Origin of the sequence: Paenibacillus sp. GCM10023250, assembly GCF_042653205.1 — a bacterium.
In the GTDB taxonomy this organism is placed as follows: Bacteria; Bacillota; Bacilli; order Paenibacillales; family Paenibacillaceae; genus Paenibacillus_Z.
On the sequence record NZ_JBHSHY010000013.1, the window covers coordinates 53,238 to 78,773 of the forward strand.

The 25,536-nt window shown below is 62.7% G+C and carries 22 protein-coding genes; 20 read left to right on the plus strand and 2 right to left on the minus strand.

All coding sequences use genetic code 11. From position 1 onward, the window contains the following. Positions 1 to 101 precede the first annotated feature (101 nt). On the minus strand, positions 102 to 863 hold the full coding sequence (locus ACFPB1_RS12765; RefSeq protein ID WP_379225732.1) for an SDR family oxidoreductase: 762 nt from the start codon (positions 861 to 863) through the stop codon (positions 102 to 104). A 492-nt stretch (positions 864 to 1,355) separates the two neighbouring features. Between ACFPB1_RS12765 and ACFPB1_RS12770 the strand changes: the two genes are divergently transcribed. The 18 genes from ACFPB1_RS12770 (at position 1,356) to ACFPB1_RS12855 (ending at position 21,765) form a co-directional block, all read left to right on the plus strand. After that, positions 1,356 to 2,300 carry an ABC transporter permease gene (locus ACFPB1_RS12770; protein ID WP_379225734.1) on the plus strand — a complete coding sequence of 315 codons (945 nt, stop codon included), beginning with the start codon at positions 1,356 to 1,358 and terminating at the stop codon, positions 2,298 to 2,300. Positions 2,301 to 2,315: 15 nt separating this feature from the next. Beyond that, a complete protein-coding gene (locus ACFPB1_RS12775) occupies positions 2,316 to 3,245 on the plus strand; it encodes a carbohydrate ABC transporter permease (protein ID WP_379225736.1) in 930 nt (309 codons plus the stop codon). 140 nt (positions 3,246 to 3,385) lie between these two features. Beyond that, positions 3,386 to 4,906, plus strand: coding sequence for an ABC transporter substrate-binding protein (locus ACFPB1_RS12780; RefSeq protein ID WP_379225738.1), 1,521 nt, complete (start codon positions 3,386 to 3,388; stop codon positions 4,904 to 4,906). A 153-nt stretch (positions 4,907 to 5,059) separates the two neighbouring features. Beyond that, the gene (locus ACFPB1_RS12785; protein ID WP_379225740.1) at positions 5,060 to 6,820 is read left to right on the plus strand and encodes a sensor histidine kinase; all 1,761 of its coding nucleotides are present in this window, start codon (positions 5,060 to 5,062) and stop codon (positions 6,818 to 6,820) included. Then, on the plus strand, positions 6,795 to 7,556 hold the full coding sequence (locus ACFPB1_RS12790) for a response regulator transcription factor (RefSeq protein ID WP_379225742.1): 762 nt from the start codon (positions 6,795 to 6,797) through the stop codon (positions 7,554 to 7,556). The genes ACFPB1_RS12785 and ACFPB1_RS12790 overlap by 26 nt, the downstream gene beginning before the upstream one ends. Positions 7,557 to 7,563: 7 nt before the next feature. Then, positions 7,564 to 9,090, plus strand: coding sequence for an ABC transporter substrate-binding protein (locus ACFPB1_RS12795; protein WP_379225744.1), 1,527 nt, complete (start codon positions 7,564 to 7,566; stop codon positions 9,088 to 9,090). A 243-nt stretch (positions 9,091 to 9,333) separates the two neighbouring features. Further along, the gene (locus ACFPB1_RS12800; protein ID WP_379225746.1) at positions 9,334 to 10,788 is read left to right on the plus strand and encodes a DEAD/DEAH box helicase; all 1,455 of its coding nucleotides are present in this window, start codon (positions 9,334 to 9,336) and stop codon (positions 10,786 to 10,788) included. A gap of 274 nt (positions 10,789 to 11,062) precedes the next feature. Then, the gene (locus tag ACFPB1_RS12805; protein WP_379225748.1) at positions 11,063 to 11,560 is read left to right on the plus strand and encodes an RNA polymerase sigma factor; all 498 of its coding nucleotides are present in this window, start codon (positions 11,063 to 11,065) and stop codon (positions 11,558 to 11,560) included. Beyond that, positions 11,541 to 12,386, plus strand: coding sequence for a DUF5666 domain-containing protein (locus ACFPB1_RS12810; RefSeq protein WP_379225750.1), 846 nt, complete (start codon positions 11,541 to 11,543; stop codon positions 12,384 to 12,386). Before ACFPB1_RS12805 ends, ACFPB1_RS12810 begins: the two co-directional genes overlap by 20 nt. 181 nt (positions 12,387 to 12,567) lie before the next feature. Then, positions 12,568 to 12,999: a VOC family protein gene (locus tag ACFPB1_RS12815; protein WP_379225752.1), complete on the plus strand. Its 432-nt coding sequence runs from the start codon at positions 12,568 to 12,570 to the stop codon at positions 12,997 to 12,999. Between the two features lie 123 nt (positions 13,000 to 13,122). Next, complete coding sequence (locus tag ACFPB1_RS12820; RefSeq protein ID WP_379225754.1) at positions 13,123 to 13,581, plus strand: hypothetical protein; 459 nt, start codon at positions 13,123 to 13,125, stop codon at positions 13,579 to 13,581. A 362-nt stretch (positions 13,582 to 13,943) separates the two neighbouring features. Next, the gene (locus ACFPB1_RS12825; protein WP_379225756.1) at positions 13,944 to 14,912 is read left to right on the plus strand and encodes an L-lactate dehydrogenase; all 969 of its coding nucleotides are present in this window, start codon (positions 13,944 to 13,946) and stop codon (positions 14,910 to 14,912) included. Positions 14,913 to 15,124: 212 nt separating this feature from the next. Continuing rightward, entirely contained in the window at positions 15,125 to 15,577 is a 453-nt protein-coding gene (locus tag ACFPB1_RS12830) for a helix-turn-helix domain-containing protein (protein WP_379225904.1), read from the plus strand. 272 nt (positions 15,578 to 15,849) lie between these two features. Continuing rightward, positions 15,850 to 17,802: a GTP-binding protein gene (locus tag ACFPB1_RS12835; protein WP_379225758.1), complete on the plus strand. Its 1,953-nt coding sequence runs from the start codon at positions 15,850 to 15,852 to the stop codon at positions 17,800 to 17,802. A gap of 100 nt (positions 17,803 to 17,902) precedes the next feature. Further along, positions 17,903 to 19,093, plus strand: coding sequence for an MFS transporter (locus ACFPB1_RS12840; RefSeq protein ID WP_379225907.1), 1,191 nt, complete (start codon positions 17,903 to 17,905; stop codon positions 19,091 to 19,093). A gap of 462 nt (positions 19,094 to 19,555) precedes the next feature. Beyond that, positions 19,556 to 20,827, plus strand: a complete 1,272-nt coding sequence (locus tag ACFPB1_RS12845; RefSeq protein WP_379225760.1) for a hypothetical protein — start codon at positions 19,556 to 19,558, stop codon at positions 20,825 to 20,827. Next, positions 20,824 to 21,240 carry a hypothetical protein gene (locus ACFPB1_RS12850; RefSeq protein ID WP_379225762.1) on the plus strand — a complete coding sequence of 139 codons (417 nt, stop codon included), beginning with the start codon at positions 20,824 to 20,826 and terminating at the stop codon, positions 21,238 to 21,240. Before ACFPB1_RS12845 ends, ACFPB1_RS12850 begins: the two co-directional genes overlap by 4 nt. 66 nt (positions 21,241 to 21,306) lie before the next feature. Then, complete coding sequence (locus ACFPB1_RS12855) at positions 21,307 to 21,765, plus strand: hypothetical protein (protein WP_379225764.1); 459 nt, start codon at positions 21,307 to 21,309, stop codon at positions 21,763 to 21,765. 112 nt (positions 21,766 to 21,877) lie between these two features. On the opposite strand, the gene ACFPB1_RS12860 is transcribed toward ACFPB1_RS12855, so the two are convergent. After that, positions 21,878 to 23,086, minus strand: a complete 1,209-nt coding sequence (locus ACFPB1_RS12860) for an MFS transporter (RefSeq protein ID WP_379225766.1) — start codon at positions 23,084 to 23,086, stop codon at positions 21,878 to 21,880. Positions 23,087 to 23,445: 359 nt separating this feature from the next. On the opposite strand from ACFPB1_RS12860, the gene ACFPB1_RS12865 reads away from it, so the two are divergent. Both ACFPB1_RS12865 and ACFPB1_RS12870 read left to right on the plus strand, forming a co-directional pair. After that, positions 23,446 to 23,889, plus strand: coding sequence for an Rrf2 family transcriptional regulator (locus ACFPB1_RS12865; protein WP_379225909.1), 444 nt, complete (start codon positions 23,446 to 23,448; stop codon positions 23,887 to 23,889). Between the two features lie 412 nt (positions 23,890 to 24,301). Next, the gene (locus ACFPB1_RS12870) at positions 24,302 to 25,324 is read left to right on the plus strand and encodes an iron-hydroxamate ABC transporter substrate-binding protein (RefSeq protein ID WP_379225768.1); all 1,023 of its coding nucleotides are present in this window, start codon (positions 24,302 to 24,304) and stop codon (positions 25,322 to 25,324) included. Positions 25,325 to 25,536 lie beyond the last annotated feature (212 nt).

Below are 25,536 nucleotides of genomic sequence, written 5' to 3' on the forward strand. Positions count from 1 at the left end.
TTTACTGGTTAGCCCTTTTTTATGGCCGTTTTTGCTATGCCGTTCTGCATGGCGATGCCAGGCTCGCCCCCAAGGGCATCCGGCACAGCAACCCAGCGCCGTTATTCAATCGTGCTCTTCAACGCTTGATACATATTGGCCGTATGTTGGTCGACCTCGTCCCGCGGCATGCGCAGGCGGCCGACGGAGGAACCGTAGCCGATCTCCGGCTGGCCTTCCTCCAGGCCCTTGAAGATCCCGTCCGCGAAGGCGTCCAGCGGCTCGCCGTGGACATGCAGCCCCGTACCGCCTAGGTCCGTATTGACGGCCGGAGGCGCCACCTCGATGATTTCGACGGACGTCTCCGCGAGCTGATGCCGCAGGCTCACGGTGAAGGAATGCAAGGCCGCTTTGGTGGCGGAATAGATCGGCGCGATCGCGAGCGGGGTGAAGGCGAGCCCGGACGTCACGTTCAGGATCGCGGCCGCTTCCTTCGCGGCGAAGTGCGGCGCGAACAGCATGGCGAGATGGATCGGCGCTTCTAGGTTGGTGGCGATCTCGCCGGCGTAATGCGGCCAATTGTCCTTGGCCTCGGCCTTCAACACGTGGAAGCGCTGCTGGATCCCCGCGTTGTTCACCAGGACGTTCACGTCCGGATAGTGCGTCGTGGCCCACTCGAACAAGGCCGTGCGCTCAGAATCACCGTTCAGGTCCGCCGCGTGCGTCACGAGGCCGGGCACCTTCTCCTTCGCCTGCCGAAGGACGTCCTCGCGCCGGCCGGTCACGATGACCGTGTTGCCGGCTTTCGCGAAGCGCTCCGCGAAGGCAAGTCCGATGCCGGAACCTCCGCCGGTGATCAGGATGGTATTTCCTGTGAGTTTCATGGGCAGCTCCTCTTTTCTAACGAATTTGGCTTGCGTGCTTGGCAAGCCGGCGTGGCGCGCAGGGGCGGCGGCTCGCGCTTGGTTGCGGATGGCGGCCTGCTCGTCCTGCAGCGGCCCGCGGTCCACGGAAGCGTCGCATGCGCCGCTTCAGGGAATGTTATCCTGCTGATATGAATAGGATACGCCTCGCACCGCGGTTCAAGTCAACAAAAATTTCGGCATCCGCCGGCGGACGAATCCGTCCCGCGCGAAGACGCCCGGTCCGATTTACCCCACGCATACCAAGGTCCCCCGCGAATTTCTAGTCCATTCGTCCCGGATATTCGAGAAATCTAACGTTTGTTGACTGCATTCTCAAGTTTGTTGTCTAGTTGAAGGCGGTCCATATTCTTTACAATGACATCAATCGGGTTCTGAATGCGCTTACTGTAAGCGTGTACTGAAAGCGCATGCACACATAAAAAAGCGAGCAAAAGCAAGGAGTGGTCGAACATGGATAGGAAGACCGGGCGCAAGCGCGCACGAACGCGCTGGCGCACGCAAGATACCGAACTCACGCTGCTGGCCTTACCGACGACCGTCTGGTACATCTTGTTTTGTTTCCTGCCGATGTTCGGCCTCGTGATCGCCTTCAAGGATTTCAAGATTCGCGGGGGGTTCCTGAGCAACGTCATCCATAGCGACTGGACCGGGTTCAAGAACTTCGAATTCCTGTTCAAGTCGAACGACGCCTGGATCGTCATTCGCAACACGCTGGGCTACAACCTGATCTTCATCGTGCTCGGCATCGCGGTGCCCGTCACGCTGGCGCTCATGATCGGCCAGCTGCACAGCGGCAAGGCCGGCAAGTTTTATCAGACGCTGATGTTCCTGCCGTACTTCCTCTCCTGGGTCGTGGTGTCCGCCATCGTGTGGGCGTTCCTGAGCTTCGACAAGGGGATCGCGAACCAGTTCCTGACCGGCCTCGGCCACGACCCGGTGAACTGGTACATGGAACCGAGCTACTGGCCGTACTTCCTGATCTTCATGAACGTCTGGAAGGGCCTCGGCTACGGCATGGTCGTCTACCTGGCGACGATCACCGGCATCGACAACACGTACTACGAAGCGGCCGTCATCGACGGCGCGTCCAAGTGGCAGCAGGCGCGGTTCATTACGCTGCCGCTCATGAAGCTCGTCATCGTGATGATGTTCATTCTGGCCGTCGGGCGCATCTTCTACACGGATTTCGGCTTGTTCTTCCAAGTGCCGCGGGATTCCAATTCGCTGTTCAACGTGGCGACCACGGTCGACGTGCTGGTGTACAAGCAGCTGAAGACCGCGACGGTCGGCATGGCGTCCGCCTCCGCGTTCGTCCAATCCGTGCTGGGCTGCTTGACCATACTGCTGGCCAACTGGATCGTGCGTCGCGTCGACCGCGAGAGCGCCATGATGTAAAGGAGGATGCGGAACATGTCATCAAGCGCGAAATTCGAGTCGGGTCTCGATAAGTTCAACCGGATCAAGCCCGGCACCAACCTGCTGTTCAACCTGATCTTCATTATTCTGGCGCTGCTCTGCCTCATCCCGGTCCTCGTGGTGCTGTCCATCTCGCTCAGCAGCGAGGATTCCATCCGGAACGGCGGGTATCATCTCTTCCCGACGGCGTTCTCCGGGGAGGCGTACCAATACATCATCAACCAAGGGACGATGATCATGAAGGCGCTCGGCGTCTCCGTGCTCGTGACCGGCGTCGGCACGCTGCTCGGCGTAATGCTGACGACGTCGATGGGGTACGTGCTGTCCCGGCCGAATTACAAGCTGAACGGGCTGCTGACCTGGATCGTCTTCATCCCGATGGTGTTCAACGGCGGCCTGGTGTCCAGCTACTACATCAACTCCAACCTGCTGGGCCTCAAGGATACGGTCTGGGCGCTGATCCTGCCGCTCGCCGTCTCGTCGTTCAATGTCATCATCTGCAAGACGTTCTTCCGCAGCACGATTCCGGACGCGCTGATCGAATCCGCCGAGATCGACGGCTCGAGTCAGCTGCGCATCTTCTTCTCGATCGTGCTGCCGATCTCGCTGCCGGTCCTGGCCACCATCGGCCTGTTCCTCTGCTTCGCCTATTGGAACGACTGGTTCCAGTCCATGCTGTACATCGACAACCAGAACCTGTTCTCGCTGCAGGCGCTGCTTAACAGCCTGATGACCAACATCGACGCCTTGGCGAAGAACGCGTCCGTCATGGGCGTGAGCTACGCGGAGCTGGTCGCCAAGATGCCGAAGGAATCCGCGCGGATGGCCGTCGCCATCGTCATCGTGGTGCCCGTGGCCATCGCGTACCCGTTCTTCCAGAAGTACTTTATCTCCGGTCTGACGATCGGCGCCGTGAAAGGCTGATTCCCGAAGTAAGCCGGGCCCGTCCCGGTTTATGATACCCGCCGCGCTTGCCGACGGCGGGAAAGCAAGCCCAAGCACCGAAAGCACGAGCATCCGAAGCATGATGCCAAGAAGCACGATCAAAGGGAGGAAAAACGGATATGAAACAGACAAAGAAAAAATTACTGGCCGTCGGCGCCGCGGCGCTCTTGACGACCGCGCTCGCGGGCTGCGGCTCGAATTCCAATTCGGAGACGGGCAGCAACGCGCCGGCTAACGGGAACGCGCCTGCCAACGCATCGGCGGACGCGGGGACGAACGCGAACAAGCCGGCCTCGAGCGACATCCCGACGCTGGTCTGGTGGACGATCGGCGGGCAATTGCCGGCCAACTTCGACAAAGCCCTCGACGCGATGAACGCGTACACGGCCGAGAAGATCGGCGTGAAGATCGATATCAAAGTAGCCAGCTGGGGCGACTGGGACACGAAGATCAACACGGTCGTCAACACCGGCGAGCCGTTCGACATCATGTTTACGAATAACAGCAAGTACAGCCAGCAGGTCAACATGGGCGCGTTCGCCGATCTGACCGACCTCGTGCAGAAGGAAACGCCGGACCTGTACAATCTGATTCCGCAGAAGGTATGGGATGGGACGAAGATCGGCGGGAAAATCTATTCCGTACCGACGTATAAAGACTCCTCGCTCACGCAATACTGGGTGTTCGACGACAAGTATGTGCAGAAGTACGGCATCGATACGGCAAACATCAAGACGCTGCAGGATCTCGACAAGCCGTTCCACGACATGAAGGCCGGCGAGGGCAAGAGCTTCTACCCGCTGCCGATGACGCAAGGCGGATTCAACGGCTTCTTCAACAGCTACGACGACTTGACGCTCGGCCTGCCGCCGATCGGCGTGAAGGCCGACGACGCGTCCCGCAAGGTCGTCTCCGTGCTGGAACAGCCGGACGTCATGGACGGCCTGAAGCTGCTGCATAAGTGGTACCAGGACGGCATCGTCAACCCGGACGCGCCGACCAAGACCGAAGCGGACAAAGGCCCGGCATTCTTCGCGGCGCAAGCGTTCCCTGGCGCGGAAACGACGTGGCAGATCAACGAAGGTGTCGAGAAGTACGACATGTTCCAGAACTTCGGCCCGATCTACACGACGAGCACGATCCAAGGGTCCTTGAACGCGATCTCGGCGACCTCGAAGTATAAGAGCGAAGCGCTGAAGTACCTGCAGCTGGTCAACACCGATCCGAAACTGCGCAACATGCTGGCCTTCGGTGAGCCGGGCGTCGACTACAAGAACGTCGACGGTGAGAAGGTCGTCGAGCGCACGACCGACACGTGGCCGCTGGCCGCCTACACGCAAGGCACGTTCTTCGACCTGGCCGTGACGAAGGGTGCGCCGGTCGATCAGTGGGATCAAGTGAAGAAGCTGAACGAGCAAGCCACGTCGTCCTCGACGCTCGGCTTCGCGCTCGACATCAGCAACCTGGGCACTGAAGTGGCCAACACCAAAGCGGTGTGGGACAAATACAAATACGAGCTGCTGACGGGCGCATCCGATCCGGAGAAGGTCATTCCGAAAATCGTCTCCGAGCTGAAAGCCGCCGGCATGGATACGATCGCAAAGGCCGCCCAAGAACAAATCGACGCGTACTTCAAATAAGCCGATTGAGCAAATCGACATCCGGAATAACCCGAACGGCTGCGGCCGTTCGGGTTTTTGCCACAAATTACGGAATTGCTTTGGGGCAGGATGAGGTACTATGGTTGAAAAAGCGGGGTGCGACAATATAGCCTATTGCAAAGGAGACGCCGCATGCGTTCATTTCTGCAAATCAAGATTTATCGCGGCAAATTCATTGCATATGCGGTATTCGTGGTCTTCATCGGCCTGGCGCTCGGCGCGCTGACCTGCGCGATCCTGCTGGATCAGTGGGTGGGCAATGCCCGCAACGAAGCCGCCGGGGCGTACACGCGGGTGGAGAGCGGCCTGCAGTACGACGCCGACCGCGTCGAGGCGTACATGCAGCGGGTCTATTCCAACAGCGGGCTCGTGTCCGACATCCGCAGCTTCTTGGGCCATAGCGCCGAAGGGTACCTGACGAGCAGGCTGGAGGGCAGCCATTACAATCGGCCGCTCGTGTCCTTCCCCGACGATATGAAAGCGTTCCTAAGCAACGGCGGCAAGGGCGACATCACGCAGATCAGCCTGCATACAGAGCGCGAGGGCAACGTGGTGAGCTTCGACAGCAACGGCAACACGAGCTTTCAATTCCGGCTGCCCAATACGGACGCCATGTTCGAGGAGACCATCCGGAAGGGCTTCGTCTACCATAGAAAGTTTTCCGACCCGAACCAAATCTCCCGCCAACTGGGCGAATTCCGGTTCCTAGTCAGCAGCGACCGGATCTTCAAGGCGGCACAGAACTACCGCCTGGACCAGGCCGGAGCAATCAGCGCGTCCGGGGACGTGTACCTGATCGCCGGAGGCGGCCGCGATACGGAGGCGCTCATTCGCCGGGCGGTCGCGGACGGGCGGGCGCACGGCTTCCTGTCGACGGGCTTGCTCGACCGCGCGTACTTCGTCGCGTATCACTCCAACGAGTTCGATTACCGGTTCGTGAGCATCGTGGACCTGGCAGCGCTGATCCGGCAGAAGGCGAACGTGCTGCTGATCGTGTTCCTGGTCGTGCTGGCGGCGATGATCTGCGTCCTGCTGCTCATCGTGTACAACCTGCGCGAGGACGCGAACTTCCTGCGGCGCATCATTGCGTCCATCGGGCGCGCGAAGACGGCGGATTTCACGCCGGTCAGCCCGGCCCGGTACCGGCGCAACGAATACGGCATGATCGCGCGGGAGCTGGACGATATGATTCATCAGCTCGACCGGCATATCCGCACCAATTATTTGCTCAAACTAAAGCAGCAGGAAACCGAGATGAAAGCGCTTCAGCATCAGATCAATCCGCATTTTCTGTATAATACGCTCGAGGTGATCCGTTCCTCCGCGCTGGTGAACAGCGCCGACTACACCTCCGACGCCATCGCCACGCTGGGCGCGCTCTACCGCGACATCGTGAAGAACGACAACAGGATCTCGCTCGGCAGCGAGCTGGATCTGCTCCAGAAGTACTTGAAAATCATGGAATTCAAATACCCCGACCGGTTCTATTATCAGTTCCACGTGGAACAAACGCTGTTCGCCCTGCCCACCGTGAAGTTCTGGCTGCAGCCGCTCGCGGAGAACTTCTTCGTGCACGGCTTCAATCCGGCGAATGAATTCAACCTGCTGCTCGTGAACGGCTGGGAGGAGGAGGAGCGGTACGTGCTGGAGATCGTGGACAACGGCAGCGGGATGCCGCAGGCGCGCCTCGCCGAAGTGCGGAACAAGCTGACGAGCGGCGACGACGTCCCTGGGGAGGGCATCGGGCTGCGCAACGTGTATACAAGGCTGCGCTTCTTCTACGGAGCGGGCTTCTCCATGACGATCGACAACAACGAGGAAGCGGGCGTTCGGATAGCCGTAATCCTAACCAAGGAGGCGATTAGAGATGTACAAGCTGCTGATCGTGGATGACGAACCGCAAATTTTGGAGGGCATGAAGCGGACGCTGGACTGGGCCAAATACGGCTTCGGCCAAATCGAGACGAGCGAGACGTACGAGGGCGCGATCTCGAAGGCGGTGGAGCTGCTGCCGGACCTCGCGATCTTCGACGTATGCATCGGCAAGCAGCGCGGCTATGACGCGATTCATAAGCTGAACGAGCTGCGTCTGCCTTCGAAATACATCATTATGAGCGGCTACGGCGAATTCCAGTACGCGCTGGAGGCGATTCGCTGCGGGGCCAAGGATTATCTGCTGAAGCCGGTCGACCGGTCGAAGCTGCAGGAGCTGGTCGAGAAGATCATCGTCGAAGATCTGAACGGCACGGTGGAGGGCGCGGAGCGGGACGACGTGGACACGGACCCGGTGCTTGGCGTGCGCTACGACAGCCTCTCCAAGCTGACGAACCGCATTCTGATGATCGTCAAGGCGGAATATGCCCAGAACCTGAGCCTGAAATCCGTCGCGGAGCGCTTCCGCATGAACGGCACGTACTTGGGGCAGCTGTTCTTGAAAGACACGAACAAGAAGTTCTCGGAGTATCTGATGGCGTACCGGATGCTGCGCGCCCGGGAGCGCATTCAGTCCACGGACGAGAAGATCATGTCCGTCGCGCTGTCCGTCGGGTATCCGAACCTGAACTATTTCTACTCGCATTTCCATGCTTACTTCGACAAATCACCTTCGGATATGCGGAGAAAGGACTAACGCCGTCATGCGACTTCCACGGAACCTGCACCTGCGCCGCCTCGCCGCGTCCGCCGCGCTCGTCCTGCTGCTGGCGGTGACGCTGACCGGCTGCTTCTCCGCGTCCGGCGACGGGGAGAGCGCCGCGACGTCCGGCCATGCGGTGAATCTGATCTATTACACGATCGGGGATCCCGATAAGGACCTCCAGCTGGTCAACGACAAGATCAACGAGGTGCTGGCGAGGAAGATCGGCGTGACGGTCACGTACATCAAGGTCGGCTGGCAGGAGTACGAGGACCGGCTCAACACCCTCGTGTCGGCAGGCACACCGTTCGACATCGCGTTCGCGCCGGATTATTCGACGTACGCGCAGCGCGGCGCGTGGCTGAAGCTGAACGATTACCTGCCCACTGTGGGGAAGGACATGTACGACGCGATCGACCCCGTGTTCTGGGAGGGCGTGCGAATGGAGGACGGCGGCATCTACGGCGTGCCGACCAATAAGGAGCTCGCCGTGCGCGACCAGTGGATGTATCCGGAGGCGCTCGTGAAGAAATACGATATCGACATCTCCAAGTACACGACGCTGGCGTCCCTCGAGCCGCTGCTGCGGATGATCCAGGAGAAGGAGCCCGCGTACCAGCCGATGGAGCTCGACAAGGACTCGCAAAATTTCTTCGCGCTGGACGGCTACCAATACGTGGCGGAGAAGACGCTCCCGCTCATGATCCGCGTGCTGGACCCCACGGCGCCGGTCGTCAATATCTTCGAGACCGCAGAAGCCCGGAAGGTGCTGGATCTGCTCCGGCGCTATTACGTGGCGGGCTATATCAATGAAGACGCGGCCCTGCGCGAGAACCAAGGGCTGCAGCGGGGCGCCCTGGTCTTCTGGAAGGCCGCGGGCGGCGGCCCGCTGTCGGAGAACAGCTGGAGCAAGGACCGCGGCTACAAGCTGGTGGCGTATCCCGTCACCCCCGCGCTCATCACGACGGAATCCGCGCGGGGCGGGGTCATGGCGGTCAGCAAGGATACGAAGCATCCCGTCGAGGCCGTCAAATTCCTCAATCTGCTGAATACGGACCCCGAGGTGCGCAACCTGTTCAACTTCGGCATTCAGGGCGTGCATTATACGCTGGATGCCAAGGGCCAGGTGGTGCCCATCCCGCCCAAGGACGAGAACGGCAAGCCGATCGCGGACGCGCAGCCGAGCTACGCGGGCGTGCAGTACACGCAGGGCAACTGGTTCATCCTGAAGACGATGGGCGGGGAGTACCCGGACCCGCTCGACAAGTGGGATCAGTTCCGCGCGGCTAACCAGGAGGCAGTCGAGTCGAGCACGCTGGGCTTCACGCCGGATCTGTCCCGGATGCCCATCCAGGTGCAGAACATTCAGATGGTGTGGGAGAAATATTTCCCCAGCCTGATGACGGGCAGCGTGGACGTGGATTCGGTGCTGCCGAAGTTCAATCAGGAGCTCCGGCAGGCGGGCATCGACGAGGTGCGGGCCGAGGTGCAGCGGCAGCTGGATGCCTGGCGGGCGGCACACCGATAAGCGGACGGGCGGCCGCACACCGGGAGGGGCGCGGTCCGTTCCATACCCGGCCGCATCGGCCGCTTCGAGGCGGAATCCATGTTCAATGGGGATTCCATGCGGCGGATGGCGGCGCCCTTCCTTCCTGCAGGCGGGCGATTAGACAGGCGGCCGCGGCGAGCCGCCGACTTCGTCCGCGATTTTGGTGTATAATGCAAGGAGGAAGTCTCCGCATGGACGGACGGCTTGAAGAAGGAGAGCTTTATGACATTCGAACAATTGAAGTTGATACCCCCGATTCTGAAGGCGCTGGCCAAGGAAAATTACGCGCAGCCGACGCCGATTCAAGAGCAGGCGATCCCGCCGGTGCTGGCCGGACGCGACCTGTTCGGCTGCGCCCAGACGGGGACGGGCAAGACGGCGGCGTTCCTGCTGCCGATCCTCCAGCTGCTGAGCGCGAAGCAGGGCCGCCCGGGCGGCAAGCGCGTCATCCGCTCGCTCATTCTGACGCCGACGCGCGAGCTGGCGATTCAGATTGCCGATAATTGCAAGGCCTACGGGCGCTTTTTGAATTTGCGCAGCGACGTCATCGTCGGCGGCGTCTCGCAGAAGGCGCAGGAGCAATCTTTGGCGCAAGGCATGGATATCCTGATCGCGACGCCGGGCCGGCTGATCGATCTGATGAATCAAGGGTACGCGGACCTGCGGCACGTGGAGATCCTCGTATTGGACGAGGCCGACCGGATGCTCGACATGGGCTTCATCCACGACATGAAGCGCATCATCGCGAAGCTGCCCGCGAAGCGGCAGACGCTGTTCTTCTCGGCGACGATGCCGGACGAGATCACGTCGCTCGTGCACGCGCTGCTGACGAACCCGGTGAAGGTCGAGATTACGCCGGTGTCTTCGACGGCGGAGCGCATCGAGCAGTCACTCTATTACGTGGATAAGCCGAACAAGCTGAGTCTCCTGATCGATCTCATGCAGGATAAGTCGATCGCGAGCGCGCTCGTGTTCACGCGGACGAAGCACGGCGCGGACCGGGTGGTGCGGGGCCTCGTGAAGGCGAACATCACCGCGCAGGCGATTCACGGCGATAAATCGCAGAACGCCCGCCAGTCGGCGCTCCATAACTTCAAGAGCGGCGCGACCCGCCTGCTCGTGGCGACGGACATCGCGGCGCGCGGCATCGACATCGAGGAGCTGTCGCACGTCGTCAATTTCAACCTGCCGAACATTCCGGAGACGTACGTGCACCGGATCGGCCGAACCGGCCGGGCGGGCCATAGCGGGATCGCCATCTCGTTCTGCGAGTTCGAGGAGATTCCGTACCTGAAGGACATCGAGAAGCTGATCAAGAAGCGGATTCCGGTGATCGAGAATCACTCGTATCCGATGACGATGACGGAGCCCGAGCCGGCGGCGGTCGGAGCGGGCAAGGCCGGCGGCGGCGCTGCTCGCGGCGGCGGCGCGCCGTCCGCGGGCGGTGCGGGCCGCGGCCAGCAGGGCGGCGGGCGAGGCACCGGCGGTAACGGCGCGGGCCGCGGCCAAGGCGGACCAGGCGCGCAGGGCGGCCGGAACGCGCAAGGCGGACCAGGCGCGCAGGGCGGCCGGAACGCGCAAGCCGGGCGCGGCGAGACGGCGGCCGCGAAGGAAGGCGGCGCGGGCGGCTCAGGCGGCGGGCGCCACCGCCGGCGGCGGTCCAACGCGGGCAAGTAACCGCCAGCGGAACTTCATCAGCATGTACGCTAGCGAAGCGTCAAGAACCTTTCGGTTCTTGGCGCTTTTTTGCGTTGGGCGGCGAGAGGCAAGGGAGAGCTGGCACGCGCCGAACTGGTCGATTTTACATGTCCCCTGGCTGCAGTCGAATGCGTGCCGCGTTACGTCTACAGGGATGAACGAACTTGTGAAAAGCGAAATATTTAAATTTTTTTGGGCGGCGTGAAAAAAAGCGGACCGTTCGATTGTATTACAAGTGAAAGGAGGTGCTGAGGTGTACGATTCATCCGAGCTCAATGAATCCGTGCAGCGGGCCTTGGATCGCTATTCGCAAAGCCTGATCAAGATCGCCTTCGCCTACCTGAAGAACATCGCGGACGCGGAAGAAGTGGCGCAGGACGTGTTTCTAGCGTATCTGCAGAAGCGTCCCGTCTTCGACAGCGACGAACACGAGAAGGCATGGCTGATCCGAACCGCCATCAACAAGAGCAAGAACATGCTGAAGGCCGGCTGGTTTCGCAACCGCGTTCCGGTGCCCGAAGACCTGAGCTACCTCCCGAAGGAAGAGAACGAGGTCCTGCAGGCCGTGCTCTCCCTCGAGAAGAAATACCGCATCCCGATTCACCTGCATTATTACGAAGGTTATTCCATCCAAGAAATCGCGGCGATTATGCAGGCCAAGCCGGCAACGGTCGGAACCTGGCTGGCGCGAGGACGACTGTTGCTGAGAAAGAAGATCGGAGGCTTGGAGGATGAGGAAATCTGTCTATAAATCCGCGATGGACCGCGTGAAGACCAGCGAGGATTTCAAAGAAGCGACGTACCAGAAACTGAAGCGCGAGCTGGAGCGGCCCGCGCAGACGATGGAACCACCATTAAACGCTATGACAAACACCAATACACCGAAGGAGCGGATACGCATGGAAAGAACGATGAAACGGAAAGTAACGGGTTGGACGGTCGGGATCGCGGCATGCGCGGTGCTGTCGTTCGGAATCCTCTCGATGAACCACAGCAATAGCCCGGCCTCGCCGGTCTCGCCGCCGGCATCTACGTCGACGAACGCGCCGATCATGGGCAAGGTGGCCGTGAACATCGACGGCGTCATCTCCGAAGTGGGCGCGGACGGCAAGAGCTTCAAGGTCGGCGACCTGTGGGTTACGGTTACGGACGCCACGAAGTGGGGCAGCAGCGAGCCGACGGCCGTCGCGCCGTCGAAGGAGATCCAGGTCGGCAACATCGTATCCGGCTACACTGCGCAGGACGTATCGACCGGTAAAGTAACGGCGGACGTCATCTACACCAACCTGGCGGCCGAGAAGCCGGCGACGACGGGCAAAGCGGCCGTCAACATCGAAGGCACGATCACGGAAGTCAGCGCGGACGGCAAGAGCTTCAAAGTCGGCGACCTGTGGGTCACCGTGACGCCGGATACGGCGATGGGCATCGACGGCCCGACGGCCGCGGCACCGTCCGAGGAGCTGCTGCAGAAAGAATTCAAGGTCGGCAACATCGTGTCCGGCTACACGTCCGAGGACGTGGGTACGGGCAAGGTCCATGCGACGCGCATCTACAATAACATGATTCCGCAAAACTAAAAGCGCCGCCGAATCCCGGCGATCGGCCGAATGAAGCGGATTGACGGCAAGGGCGCCTCTTCTGGAGGCGCCCTTGCCGTTGCCGCAGGGCCGGCGGTTCCCGAGGTCCCATGTCGTAACGGCGCTGCTTCGTGTATAATGGATAAGGTTGTCCATTTCATGCCGAAGGGGCTGTTGAACGATGTCCATCAGTTTGAACCCGTATTTGATGTTTGCCGGCAACGCAAGGGAAGCGATCTATTTCTATGAGAAAGCGCTCGGCGGGAAAATCATCGGCATCATGGCGTTCGGCGACATGCCGGCGAACCCGGAATATCCGATGGCGGACCATATGAAGGATCGCGTGATGCATGCGCATCTGCAGATCGGCGAATCGAACCTGATGTTCTCGGATTCGTTCGACGAGACGCCGTTTCAGGTCACCGACGCGGTTCAAATCGCCATTCATCCGACGGAAGAGACGAGAGCGCAGGAAATTTTCGAAGCGCTGGCGGACGGCGGACAAGTCATCCTGCCGATTCAGAAGACGGATTGGAGCCCGATGTACGGCATCGTGAAGGACAAGTTCGGCATTACGTTCCAAGTGAACGTGCCGGGGCAACAGCCGGAATAACGCAACTGGCAGCATGCAACCGAAGCGCCTCCTGCTCGCGACGAACAGGAGGCTTATTTTATGCGCCGCCGTCCGCGGGTGGACGGCGGTACGATTGGCTCGCGTTAAGGGGGAGATTGCGGTATGGAACATAAACAATGGGCGGCTTCGTGCTTCAACAAGGTCTGGGACCTGCTGGGCAAGGAGGACCGCTCGGAGCGCGACGACGAGGAGATGGTGCATCTCTGCCACGCGTCGTTCTGGCATTGGTCCCAGCACGAGGGGCATACGGCGGCGAATATCTCGGTCGGCTACTGGCAGCTGGCGCGCGTGTATGCCGTTATTGGGCAGGGGCAGCAGGCGCTGGCGTACGCGGAGAAGTGCTTGAACGTCACCGCCGAGGCGAAGCTGGCGCCGTTTTATATGGCCTATGCGTACGAAGCGCAGGCGCGGGCGTATGACGTGCTGGGAGAGCGGGAACGGACGGCGGCCGCGGCGGCGGAAGCATCGCGCTGGACGGAGCAAGTGACGGACGCGGAGAGCCGCGGCTGGCTCGCCGCGGACTTGGCGTCGATCGGCCCCCGGACGGCCGCGCACGAATAGGGTACAAGCTGCTCGTACCGGGCAGCTTTTTTTGCGGCGCGGGCGGCGAGCCCGGCGGGGCGCCCGGGCCGATTCGCTTCGGAGCCGTAAACATCCCATCGAATTGACACGAGTCTGCAACCTTATGCCTAGGCGTTACGTCTATAGCTCGCGCGGTCTCTGTATTCTTGGGATTCCTGCATGTTGAAGCGATAATTTTCGTTCAATAAGAGAGACTAATCGAGGATTCCGTTCTTCCGAAGGGTTTTTTTTATCGGCTGGCATGCTATAATGCTTCGTGTCTGGTATATGGGATGTTTTATACATAGTGATGTAATGTTATCCTCCATACAGCGCCATTATTACATGAAAGAGGGATATGAATGCCTAGCAAAGCAAGAAAAGTGGCGATCGTCGGCGTCGGCGCCGTCGGCGCCAGCTGCGCGTATGCGCTTGTTAACCAATCCATCTGCGACGAGCTCGTGCTCATCGGCCGTTCGGCCGGGAAGGTGCACGCCGATGCGCTCGACCTGTCTCACTGCATGGATTTCACCCATAATCGCACGAAGGTCGTCACGGGCACGTACGCGGACTGCCGGGATGCCGACATCGTCGTCCTGAGCGCGGGCGTGGTCATGATCCCCGGCGGCACCCGCCTCGATCTGGCGGCCAGCTCGCTGGAGATCTACCGCGAGATCGTGCCCCAAATCGTAGACGCCGGCTTCGAGGGCGTGTTCCTCGTGGCGGCGAACCCCGTCGACGTCGTGACCGGCATCGTCCTGCAGCTGTCCGGCTTCCCGCGCTCGCGCGTCATCGGTACCGGCACGTCGATCGACTCCGCTAGGCTGAAGACGCTGCTGGCCGAGCATCTGCCCGTCGACCCGCGCAGCATCAACGGCTTCGTGCTCGGGGAGCACGGCGACTCGCAGTTCCCCGCCTGGTCGCACGTGACGATCGGCGGTAAGCCGATCCGCGATATTCTCGCCCAGCACAGCGAACGGTTCGACCGTCTGGACCTGGACGAAATCGCGCTTCAGACGCGCAACACCGGCTGGCAGATCCTGCAGGCGAAGGGCGCCACGACCTACGGTATCGCCAGCGCGCTGGCCGCGATCGTTCGTTCGATCTTGAACAACGATCACAGGATCTTCGCGGTGTCCGCCTATCTGGAGGGCGAGTACGGCCAAAGCGGTCTCTGCGCTGGCGTGCCGGCGATTCTGACGCGCGAAGGCATGACCGAAATCGTCGAGCTGAACCTCACGCCCGACGAGCACCGCCGCTTCGCCGAGTCGTGCGGCGTCATCCGCGGCGCGATGGAGGCGCTGGGGCTCGAGCCGATCGCGCATCTGTAGCCGACGGCTGCCGCGGAAGAGACATAATTCGGCGCCCGGCGAATCGGGCGCGGCGACAGAGGGAGAGGCGGAGACGCCTCTCTTTTTTGCGTGTCCAGCGGGGCGCAACCCGGGGTTGCGGGGGGCCGCAACGAGCGCGGGCTTTACTTTCGGCCGGCGTTTCCCCCAAGATGAAGGGAGAGAAGATGATGCGAGAGGCGAGGGGAGTGACCATGGTGTTTGGCGAGAAATTGAAAGGCGAGCGCACGAAGCGGGGCTGGTCGCAGGAGGAGCTGGCGGAGAAGCTGTTCGTGAGCCGGCAGTCGGTGTCGAAGTGGGAGAACGGCCAGAATTATCCCGGCATCGATATTCTGATCCGGATCAGCGATCTCTTCGGCGTCACCCTCGACGAGCTGCTGCGAAGCGATGGGGCGTTGACCCGAAAAGTAATCGAGGACGGCAAACAGCTGGCCCATCCCAAGTTGAAATTCGCGTTCGACGCGGCGTTCTGCCTGGGGGCGATCCTGCTCGTCATCAAGCTGGCCGTGCTCCTGCTGAACAAGACGACATCGCTTGAGCTGCCGCTGATCGGCAGCCCGTGGCTCTGGAACTTCGGCCCGCTCGTACTGATGGTCGGGGCAGGGATCGGTTCCGGCATCGTGAAGGAGAAGTACAAGACGGACTAGGCGCGTTTCCCGCCCGGCGCCGGCGGCCTCGGCCCGCGCGGCCGCCGGGCTGACGCCTGCCCAGGCTGCCCGGCGCCATCCGCTGCGCCGCGCGCGGCATTCGCCGGACCGACGGTCCCGGCGTTTTTTTGGCGTTTCCGGGTTTTCCGCCGGGCCGGGCGCGGGCGGGTGCCCGCGGCGGACAAAACCGGTCCGCGATCGCGTCCGCTGTGTTATGATAGCGGGGCAGGCTTTAAGCCGGACAATTTGACTGCGAGAGCAAGGGGATAGGCATGAAAATCACGATCGGCATGTTCGCCCACGTGGATGCGGGCAAGACCACGCTGGCCGAGCAGCTGCTGTACCATACGCGAAGCATTCGGGAGCGGGGCCGGGTCGATCATAAGGACGCCTACCTCGACAGCCACGAGATCGAGCGCGCCCGGGGGATCACGGTGTTCGCGGACCAGGCCGTCATGACTTACGAAGGCGATAAATACTACCTCGTCGATACGCCGGGGCACGTCGATTTCTCGCCGGAGATGGAGCGGGCGATCCGGATCATGGATTACGCGATTCTCATCGTCAGCGCGGCGGAGGGCGTGCAGGGCCACACGGAGACGGTGTGGCAGCTGCTGCGCAAGCACCGCGTCCCGACGTTCTTCTTCCTGAACAAGACGGACCGGACCGGCGCGGACCCGGACCGGACGCTCGGAGAGATCCGCGCGCAGCTGACGCTCGACGCGAGCCTGCTGACCGGCCATTTCGCCGGCGGCGAAGTCGGGGAGGCGCTGCGGGAAAGCCTGGCGGAGCGCGACGAGGCGCTGCTGGAGGCGTTCCTGGCGGGCGCGGGGGATGCGGCGTTCTGGCTGGAGGCGCTGCGGCGCCTCATCCGGGAGTGCCGGCTCTATCCGTGCATGAGCGGCTCCGCGCTGCAGGACGCCGGCGTGACGGATTTCCTCGAACAGCTGCACGCGCTGACGGTCACGGCGTACGAAGAAGCGGCGCCTTTCGGGGGACGGGTATATAAGATCCGCCACGACGCGAGCGGCGCGCGGGTGACGTACGTCAAGGCGCTGAGCGGCGAGCTCAAGGTGCGCGACGAGGTGTTCTACGGCACCGGCGAGGCGCGGATCGGCGAGAAGGCGACGCGGCTGCTGCTCGTGAACGGCAGCAAGACGCAGGCGGTCGACCGCGTCGCGGCGGGCGATCTGTTCGCGGTGACCGGCCTGTCGGGCGCCGAGACCGGCGAAGGGCTGGGCGCCTGCGCGGAGCGGATCGGCTACGAGCTCGTGCCGACGCTGACGTCGAAGGTGGCGTTCGCCGAGACGCTGAACCCGAAGGAAGTGCTGAAGGCGTTCCGGATGCTGAACGCGGAGGATCCGTCGCTCGGCGTCGTCTGGGAGGAGAGCCTGCAGGAGATCCATATCCGCGTCATGGGCGTCATTCAGCTCGAAGTGCTGCAGCAGCTGGCGAAGGAGCGCTTCGGGCTCGACGTCGCGTTCGGCGCGCCGGAGATTCTCTACAAGGAGACGATACGGTCGGCGGTGCGCGGCTACGGCCACTTCGAGCCGCTCCGGCATTACGCCGAGGTCCATCTGCTGCTGGAGCCGGGCGAGCGGGGCAGCGGCCTGACGTTCGTCAACGCCTGCCACGCGGACGACCTCAGCGTCGGCAACCAGAACCTGATCCGGACGCATCTGTTCGAACGGGACCATCACGGGCTGCTGACGGGCATGCCGCTGACCGACGTCCGGATCACGCTGCTCACCGGCGCGGCGCATAACGAGCATACGCACGGCGGCGATTTCCGCGAGGCGGCGTTCCGCGCGCTGCGCCAGGGGCTGGAGAAGGCGGACAACGTGCTGCTCGAGCCATATTACGCGTTCAAGCTCCGGGTGGGGATGGACGAGCTGGGCCGGGCGCTGTCCGATATCCAGCGGGCGGCCGGGCAGTTCGACCCGCCCGCGACGACGGCGTCGCACGCCGTCGTGACGGGACGCGTGCCGGTGGCGACGTTCATGGACTACGGCGCGGAGCTGGCCGCGTACACGCACGGCAAGGGCACGCTGCAGCTCGTCTTCGACGGCTACGACCGCTGTCACGACGAGCAGGCGGTCATCGCCCGCAAGGCGTACCGGAAGGACGCGGATCCGCTCTACAGCTCGTCCTCGATCTTCTGCGCGAAGGGGCACGGCTACACGGTGCCGTGGGACGAGGCGGAAGCCAAAATGCATTTGTTATAACGGCCGGGGCCGGACGGCGGCCCGCGGCCGCAGTATTCAAAGCCGTTGGGGGAGGACAATCCAGGTGGCCAAAGCAATATCCCGGTCGGTGCCGCTCGGCATGACCGTATTTCCGATTCTGTTCGCGATCAGCGTCGTGCATCTGCTGAACGATACGATGCAGTCAACGGTGTCGGCGCTGTTCCCGGTGCTGCGCGATTCGATGAATCTCAGCTACAAGCAGATCGGCTTCATCGCCTTCGCGATGAATATGACCGCGGCGGTCATTCAGCCGCTCGTCGGCATGTACGCGGACGTGCGCCCGCGGCCGTACATCCTGCCGATCGGCGTGGTGTTCACGCTCGTCGGAGTCGTAGGGCTCGCGCTCGCGCCCGAGTATATCTATCTCGTGCTCGCGGTCATGCTGATGGGCATCGGCTCGGCGATCTTCCATCCGGAGTCGTCGCGCGTCGCCTATATGGCCGCGGGAGGCAAGCGGGGACTGGCGCAGTCGATCTTCCAGGTCGGCGGCAATATCGGCGGCGCGCTCGGCCCTGTCATGAGCGCCGCGATCTTCGTGCCGCTCGGGCAGATCAGCGTGCTCTGGTTCTCGATCGCGGCGATCGCCGCGATGATCATTCAGGCGTACGTCGCCCGCTGGTATGGCCAGAACGCGCCGCTGCTCCGCCCGGCGGCCAAGCCCAAAGCAGCGGCCGCGATGCGGGAGCGCGCCGCGGAATCGCCGCTGACGCGCAGGCAGGTCGGCTGGGCGATCGCCGTGCTCGTGTTTCTCGTCTTCACGAAGCACATCTACATGGCCGGCCTGTCCAGCTATTATAGCTTTTATTTGATTGATCATTACGGCGTGACGGTGCAGCACGCGCAGCTGTTCCTGTTCGCGTTTCTGGCGGCTTCGGCGGCGGGCACGTTCTTCGGCGGGCCGCTCGCGGACCGCTACGGGCGCCGCAACATCATCTGGTTCTCGATTCTCGGCACGGCGCCATTCTCCATTTTGCTGCCGTACGGCAGCTTGGCATGGACGGCAGCGATGTGCATCTGCGCGGGCTTCGTGCTCTCCTCGGCGTTCTCGATCATCGTCGTGTTCGCGCAGGAGCTGCTGCCGGGCAAGGTCGGGCTCGTCTCGGGCCTGTTCTTCGGCCTGGCGTTCGGCATCGGCGGACTGGGCTCGGCCGCGCTCGGCTGGGTCGCCGACGCGACGAGCATCGAGTTCATGATGAAGCTGTGCGCGTACTTGCCGCTGCTCGGCGTGCTGGCCGTGTTCCTGCCCAAGGACGATAAGGTTCGCGCGTAACGGACGGACGGCGGGCATGGCGCGGAGGCGCGGAATCGATGGCTGCACGCGTCTCATTCGGCACGATATCATCAGCTACGCAAGCGTATATGGCGCCCTTCGGGGCGCCTTTTTTGGCGTAATAGCCGGTTCTCGCCTAGCCGTCGACGCGCCGCGCGCCATGATCGGCGTATCCTGCGGCGGGCTTAGGCGGAAAGGACGGCCGGCGTTCAAGCCGCCGCATCCATGAAGTTTAAAAGGTAAACGGTAAAGTTTAAAAGGCAACGTTTAAATGTTGAAGGGCAGCCGCTAAACTTTATCTTTTAAAAAGCACCGTTTAACCGTTAACGTTCACGCCCGCTATGCGCCTAAGACTCCCTCCGCGTCCACAAAATTGTTAAAAACCCCTAATAAACCTCCGAAGTCCCGCCGGCCCTGCGAATCTATATAGAATCTCATAAGGTTGGGAGAGGACGAAAGCACATGGCCAAACAGGATATTCTTACCGCAACGCTGGATTTAGCGATCGATAACGGAAGCAGCCATATCAAAGGCATTTTCGACGAGCTCGGCAACGACTTTATTTTTCCGAATGTGGTGGCGCAGCCATTCGGCGAACGCTACCTGCTGATGGAGCAGGGCGATCCCCTCGATTTCCTCGACGTGCAGATCACCTCGCCCGCGCTGGATTCGGAGCAGTACCGGCATGTGTACGTCGGCAACCTGGCGATCGGCGACGAAGGGATCGTGCACGAGATCGTCGGCGACAAGGCGGTGCAGAAGAAGGCGCAGCGGCCCGAGACGATGGTGACGCTCCTGACGGCGGCGGCGTACGCCGTGGCCAAGAAGCACGAGGACGCGATCGCGCGGGGCAAAAACCGCATCAAGGCCGCGGTGAACCTCGGCACGGGCCTGCCGATCCGCGAGATTACGAAGTTCAGCGAAGAGTTCGCGCACAAGATCGCCGGCGGCGTCCATTCCGTCACGTTCGTGACGACGCCGGGCCTCAAGGGCGTCACCGTCGAGCTGGAATTCGTCCTGCCGACGGGCATCAGCATCGACGACGTCTCCGGCGTCTACGACATGGAGGCGACGGCCAAGGCGCAGCTGGCGCATAAGGGCTTCGGCATCGCGGACGTCGGCGGGGTGGACATGGATATCGCGTTCTTCCGGCCGGGCCTCGATCTCGATCAGCGGCATTCCACCGGCGCGAAGATTTACCTGAACGACGCGCTCGAGAACATCCGCAACGAGGTGAACGCCCAGGGCGAGGAGCTGATCTCCAGCACGGCGGAGCTGACGCTCATGCTCGTGAACAAGGAGTACGAGATCTACGCCGAGGGCAAGGTCGCGTTCGACATGACGCTGCTGGTCAACCGCCACATGCGCATCCTGGCGGAGAAGGTGCTGAAATATGCCCGCAACGCGTGGAAGCATGTCCGGTACGCCAATGAGTTCTGGTTCATCGGCGGCGGGGCGGTCGTGCTTCAGCCGTGGATCGAGAAGCTGAACGCCGAGCTCGGCCTGCCGCTCCGCTTCGACCAGGCGGAGTACAGCCAGTTCCGCAACGCCCGCGGCACGTTCTTCCTGCTGCGGCATGCCCTGAAGCAGGCCGACGCCGAGGCCGAGGCCGCGACTGCCATCGACAAGGAACCCGTCGCGCCTGCCCAGTCCGGCGCGCCCGTACAGCCTTCCGCGGGAGGAGCGGCCGATCCGGCCCGGAAGCCTGACGGCGGCGGGAGCGGGAAGGCTTGAAGAAGAAACGCAGATCGATGGTGCCGGTGTCGCCGGGCAAGGACGTTACGCTCTACATTCCGGCCGATACGCCGCCCGAGGTCATTCGGTACTTGAACCGGCTGAAGGCGGAAGGCATCTTCAGCCAGGGGGTCATGGACATTCTCATTCGGCATATCGTCCGCGAAGAGGCGCTGGAGGCGCTGTCCCGCATGGACGATGACGAGGACATGGCCGAGGACGAGCGCGGAGCGGCGGCGGGACGATTCGATCGCGAGGCGGCGGCGGATGATGCGCTGGCTGCGTCCGCGGGCGGGGAGGACGGCTGCGGGCCGGACGATGCGCCGCCGGCCGAGCCCGCGCCCGCGAAGGCGTTCAGCCTGGACGAGATATTCCGCCAGGCCGGCCGCAACGCCGGCAAGCTCCGCTCCTAGCCGCCCGGCGGCGGGGAAACGCCGAGCCGGGCCGGAACCGATAACGGCAAGAAGGAGGACACTAACATGCCAAACGGACAACAGAACGAGGGGACCCGCAGCTACACGTTGTCGGACGAAGTCTTTCACCAAGCGGGCCTCGATATCCATTCGCAAATGGTGTACATCATCTTGAAGTGCTTCGCCACGGAATCGCATTTCCCGAACGTAGCGGAGATCGCGAAGCTGGGGCGGATGGACGAGAAGCAGGCGGTGAAGGCGCTGCAGCGGCTCGTCGAGCTGAAGATTCTCCCGCTGAAGCTGTTCCGCCGCATGGTCGGCGTCTTCCAGGACGACCGGCTGTCCTGGTCGGCGAAGGGGCTGCTGCTCTTCTGCAAGGAGCACCCGCGCGTCGAGCTGCACAGTTTGCTCGAGATGGCGTCCCAATCCGGCGAGGACGAGGAGAACATCCGCCGCTCGCTGCAGGAGCTGAGCCTGTACGGCTACTTGGACGAGTTCCCGGAGTGGCGAAAGATCGCGACCTGATTCGCGCGCGGCGGTCGGCGCTCCGGGCTGAGCCACCCGCGAGGGCGATACGCCAAACAGCCCCGGCACGGAGCCGGGGCTGTTTGGGATGCCGTTTGCGCGGCGCGGTTGGTTAGGCCTTCACCGCCGCGGACTTGCGGTCGAGCGCGAGGCAGGCGAGGGCGACGGCGAGCGCCGAGGCGACCAGCACGGCGCCGACCCACGGCAGCGCTTCGAGCGACAGCTGCGTGATGACGGTGCCGCCGACGAACGCCCCCGTCGCGTTGCCCAGGTTGCCCGCGGAGTGGCTCGTCGTGGAGGCGAGCGCCGGCGCGGACTTCGCGAGGCTCATGATCCGCACCTGCATGCCCGGGAAGACGGCGAAGGAAGCGGCGCCCCAGAGGAACACGGTCGCGACGGCCGCTGCCGGACTGTGAACCGTGAACGTGAATAGCGTCAGAATGACGCAGATCGCGGCGTAGAGCCCGAGAATAGTGGGCATCAGCTTCCAGTCCGCGAGCTTGCCGCCGACCATGTTGCCGAGCGTGACGCCGCAGCCGAACAGGACGAGAATCCACGTGACGCTATGCTCGGCGAAGCCGGTGACCTGCACGAGCAGCGGCGTGATGTAGGTGAAGACCGCGAACAGGCCGGCGTTGCCGAGCACCGCGGTCAAGAGGAACAGCAGCAGCCGCGGGTTGGCCAGAGCGGCGATCTGCTTGCCGATGCCGACGGGCTCCTCCGGCTTGAGCTTCGGAACGAGGATCAGGATGCCGATCAGCGTCACGACGCCCATGAGCGCGATCGTGGCGAACGAAGCCCGCCAGCCCATATGCTGGCCGATGAACGTGCCGACCGGCACGCCGATGATGTTGGCGATCGTGAGGCCGGCCATCATCATCGAGACGGCGCCGGCCCGCTTCTCCGGCGCGACCAGCCCGGAGGCGATGACGGCCCCGACGCCGAAGAACGTGCCATGCGTCAGCGCGGTCAGCAGCCGGGCGCCCATGAGCACGGCGTAATTCGGCGCGAAGACGGAGATGGCGTTGCCGAGAATGAAGAGGCCCATCAAGAAGCAGAGCAGCTGCTTCTGCGGGATGCGGTGCGTCAGGACGGTCAGGATCGGAGCGCCGACGGCGACGCCGAGCGCGTACATCGTGATGAGCTGGCCCGCGGCGGAGATGCTGACGCGCAGGTCGTCCGCGACGTTCGGCAGGATGCCCATGATGACGAATTCCGTCATGCCGATGGCGAAAGCGCCGAGCGTCAGCGAGAGCAGCGGAAGCGCGGACGGCTTTTTGCGAACGGCGGGACGGCGGATAGAAGCATGCGATAATTCCATGAGATGCGTTCACCTTTCGTGATGTGTGGCGTCTTGGCTGAAGGCCGCGCAAGCTGTCGCTTCGCGCGAATTCAATCAATCCCGGCGGCGCTTCGGCCGCCGGAAGCTACCCCTATTGTGTGGCGTGCCGGGCCAGAATACAAGGGAATTTACGAAATTTCCATCAATCGTAATGGATGTAAGCGCTTCGTCAGATGACCTGTGGAAATGACAAACAAATGTAAGCGCAGCCATACGCAATTCCGCTCCCGCCTCGGGTGCTAGAGAGGGCAGAGACGGCGGCGCGGGACGATCCGGAGCGGCGATTGACAAACGAAAGTCGTTGTACCTATAATCACTACAACGAAAGGGTGTTGAACGTGCAGATCAGCAGCAGATTTTCCATCGGGGTGCATATCTTGTCGCTCCTCGCGATCAATCCGGACGAGCATCAGACGTCGGAATGGATCGCCGGCAGCGTCGGCACGAATCCGGTCGTCATCCGCCGGGTGCTCGGGCAGCTGAAGAAGGCCGGGCTCGTCCGCGTCCGCGCCGGCAGCGGCGGGGCGTCGCTCGCGCGCGGACTTGGGGACATCACGCTGCTGGACGTCTACCGCGCGGTCGAGGTCGTGGAGGCGGGCAAGCTGTTTCACGTCCACGGACAGCCGAATCCGGACTGCGAGGTCGGCGCCAATATCGAGCAGGTGCTGCGGCTGCTGCTTTTGAAGGCGCAGGACGCCATGGAGGGCGTGCTCGCGGCGGTGACGATGGCGGAGCTGGTCGACGTGCTGGCCAAGGAAATCAAGAAAAGCGCGTCGCGGTAAGCGCGGCAGGCGGCACGGCGCGCCGAGCGCCTGGCGCTTGGCGGCGTTCCATCCCATTATCGCCGGTATAGACCGTTTCGGAGGCAAGCTCGCTTCCGGACGGTCTATTTTTATGCGGCGGTGCTTCCGTGGCAGCCGGAACGGTGTCCCCGGGGAGGGAACGATGGTATCTTGCCGGCCGGCCGGATTCCTTGCATACTGGCGGCACGCTAGCAGCATTGGGACGTCGTTTGGCTGGGGGGCGGGGATCCGTGTGATTCCCGTCGTTGGCCGGTTTCCGGCGGCGGCGTGCGTTCGCTGTGGAATTGCGGTTGACAGCAGGCAGGCAAGCCTCTATAGTTGAACGTAATGATAATGAGAATCATTATCGTATATAATGTACAAGCGCGTACATACGAAGGGGAATCGTCACATGAAGAAGGTAGTCGTACCGATTATGCTCGTGCTGCTGCTCGCGCTCAGCGCCTGCGGCAGCAAAGCCGCGAACGAAGGGGCGGCGAACGCGCCGGCCGGGAACGGAGCGGCGAACGGCGCGGCGGGGAATGAGGCGGCGTCCGGCAGCGCAGCGTCCGGGAGCAGCGCCTCGGGCGGCAACGCTTCGGGCAACGCGGCGGAAGCGCCGTCCGGCACGGTTACGTACCCGTCCGAGAACGGCCCGGTCGAGGTGCCGGCCCATCCGCAGCGCATCGTCGGTCTGACGAACGCGCCGAACGTCGTCTCGCTCGGCGGGACGCTGGTCGGCGTCGACGAGTGGACCAACAAGAACCCGCTGTTCACCGATAAGCTGAAGGGCGTTCAGATCGTCTCGGAGAACGACCTCGAGAAGATCATCGAGCTGCAGCCGGACCTCATCATCGCCGGGTCGTACATGAAGAACCTCGACAAGCTGAAGGAAATCGCGCCGACCGTTGTCTACACGTGGGGCAAGCTGGACTATCTGTCGCAGCAGGTCGAGATCGGCAAGCTGCTGGGCAAGGAGCCGGAAGCGCGGGCGTGGGTCGAGGACTTCAAGGCGCGCGCCGCCGAGACGGGCAGGGCGATCAAGGCGAAGATCGGCGAGCAGGCGACGGTCACCGTCTTCGAGACGGACAACAAGGACTTCTACGTATTTGGCAATAACTGGGCGCGCGGCACCGAGCTGCTGTACCAGGCGATGGGGCTGAGCATGCCGGAGAACGTGAAGAAGGACGCGCTCGGGCCGGGCTATTACACGCTGTCGCCGGAGGTGCTGTCGCAGTATGCGGGAGACTACGTCGTGCTGAGCCGGAGCAGCGCATCCGACAACGCGATCATGAAGACGTCGGCATGGACGAACATCCCGGCCGTCAAGAACAATCGCGTCATCGAGATCGACACGGAGGCGTCCTCGTACAGCGACCCGACGACGCTCGAATATTTGCTCGGCATCTTCAAGAAAGGCTTCCTGGGCAGATAGAGGCGCGGGCGCCGTCAGCCGGAGGCGGGCGGCCTTGAACGTCCGCCCGAACGTCCGCCCGAACGTCCGCCCAAGCAAGCAAAAGCCCGCGCCGAGCGCGGGCTTTGTGGTATTGCCGCGGCCTGCCCGCCGCCCGGCGCCCGGGCGGGCGCATGCGGCGGACCGGTGCGTCCGGCAGCGGCCATACGTGCCGCCGATAGCCGCCGGCCGGC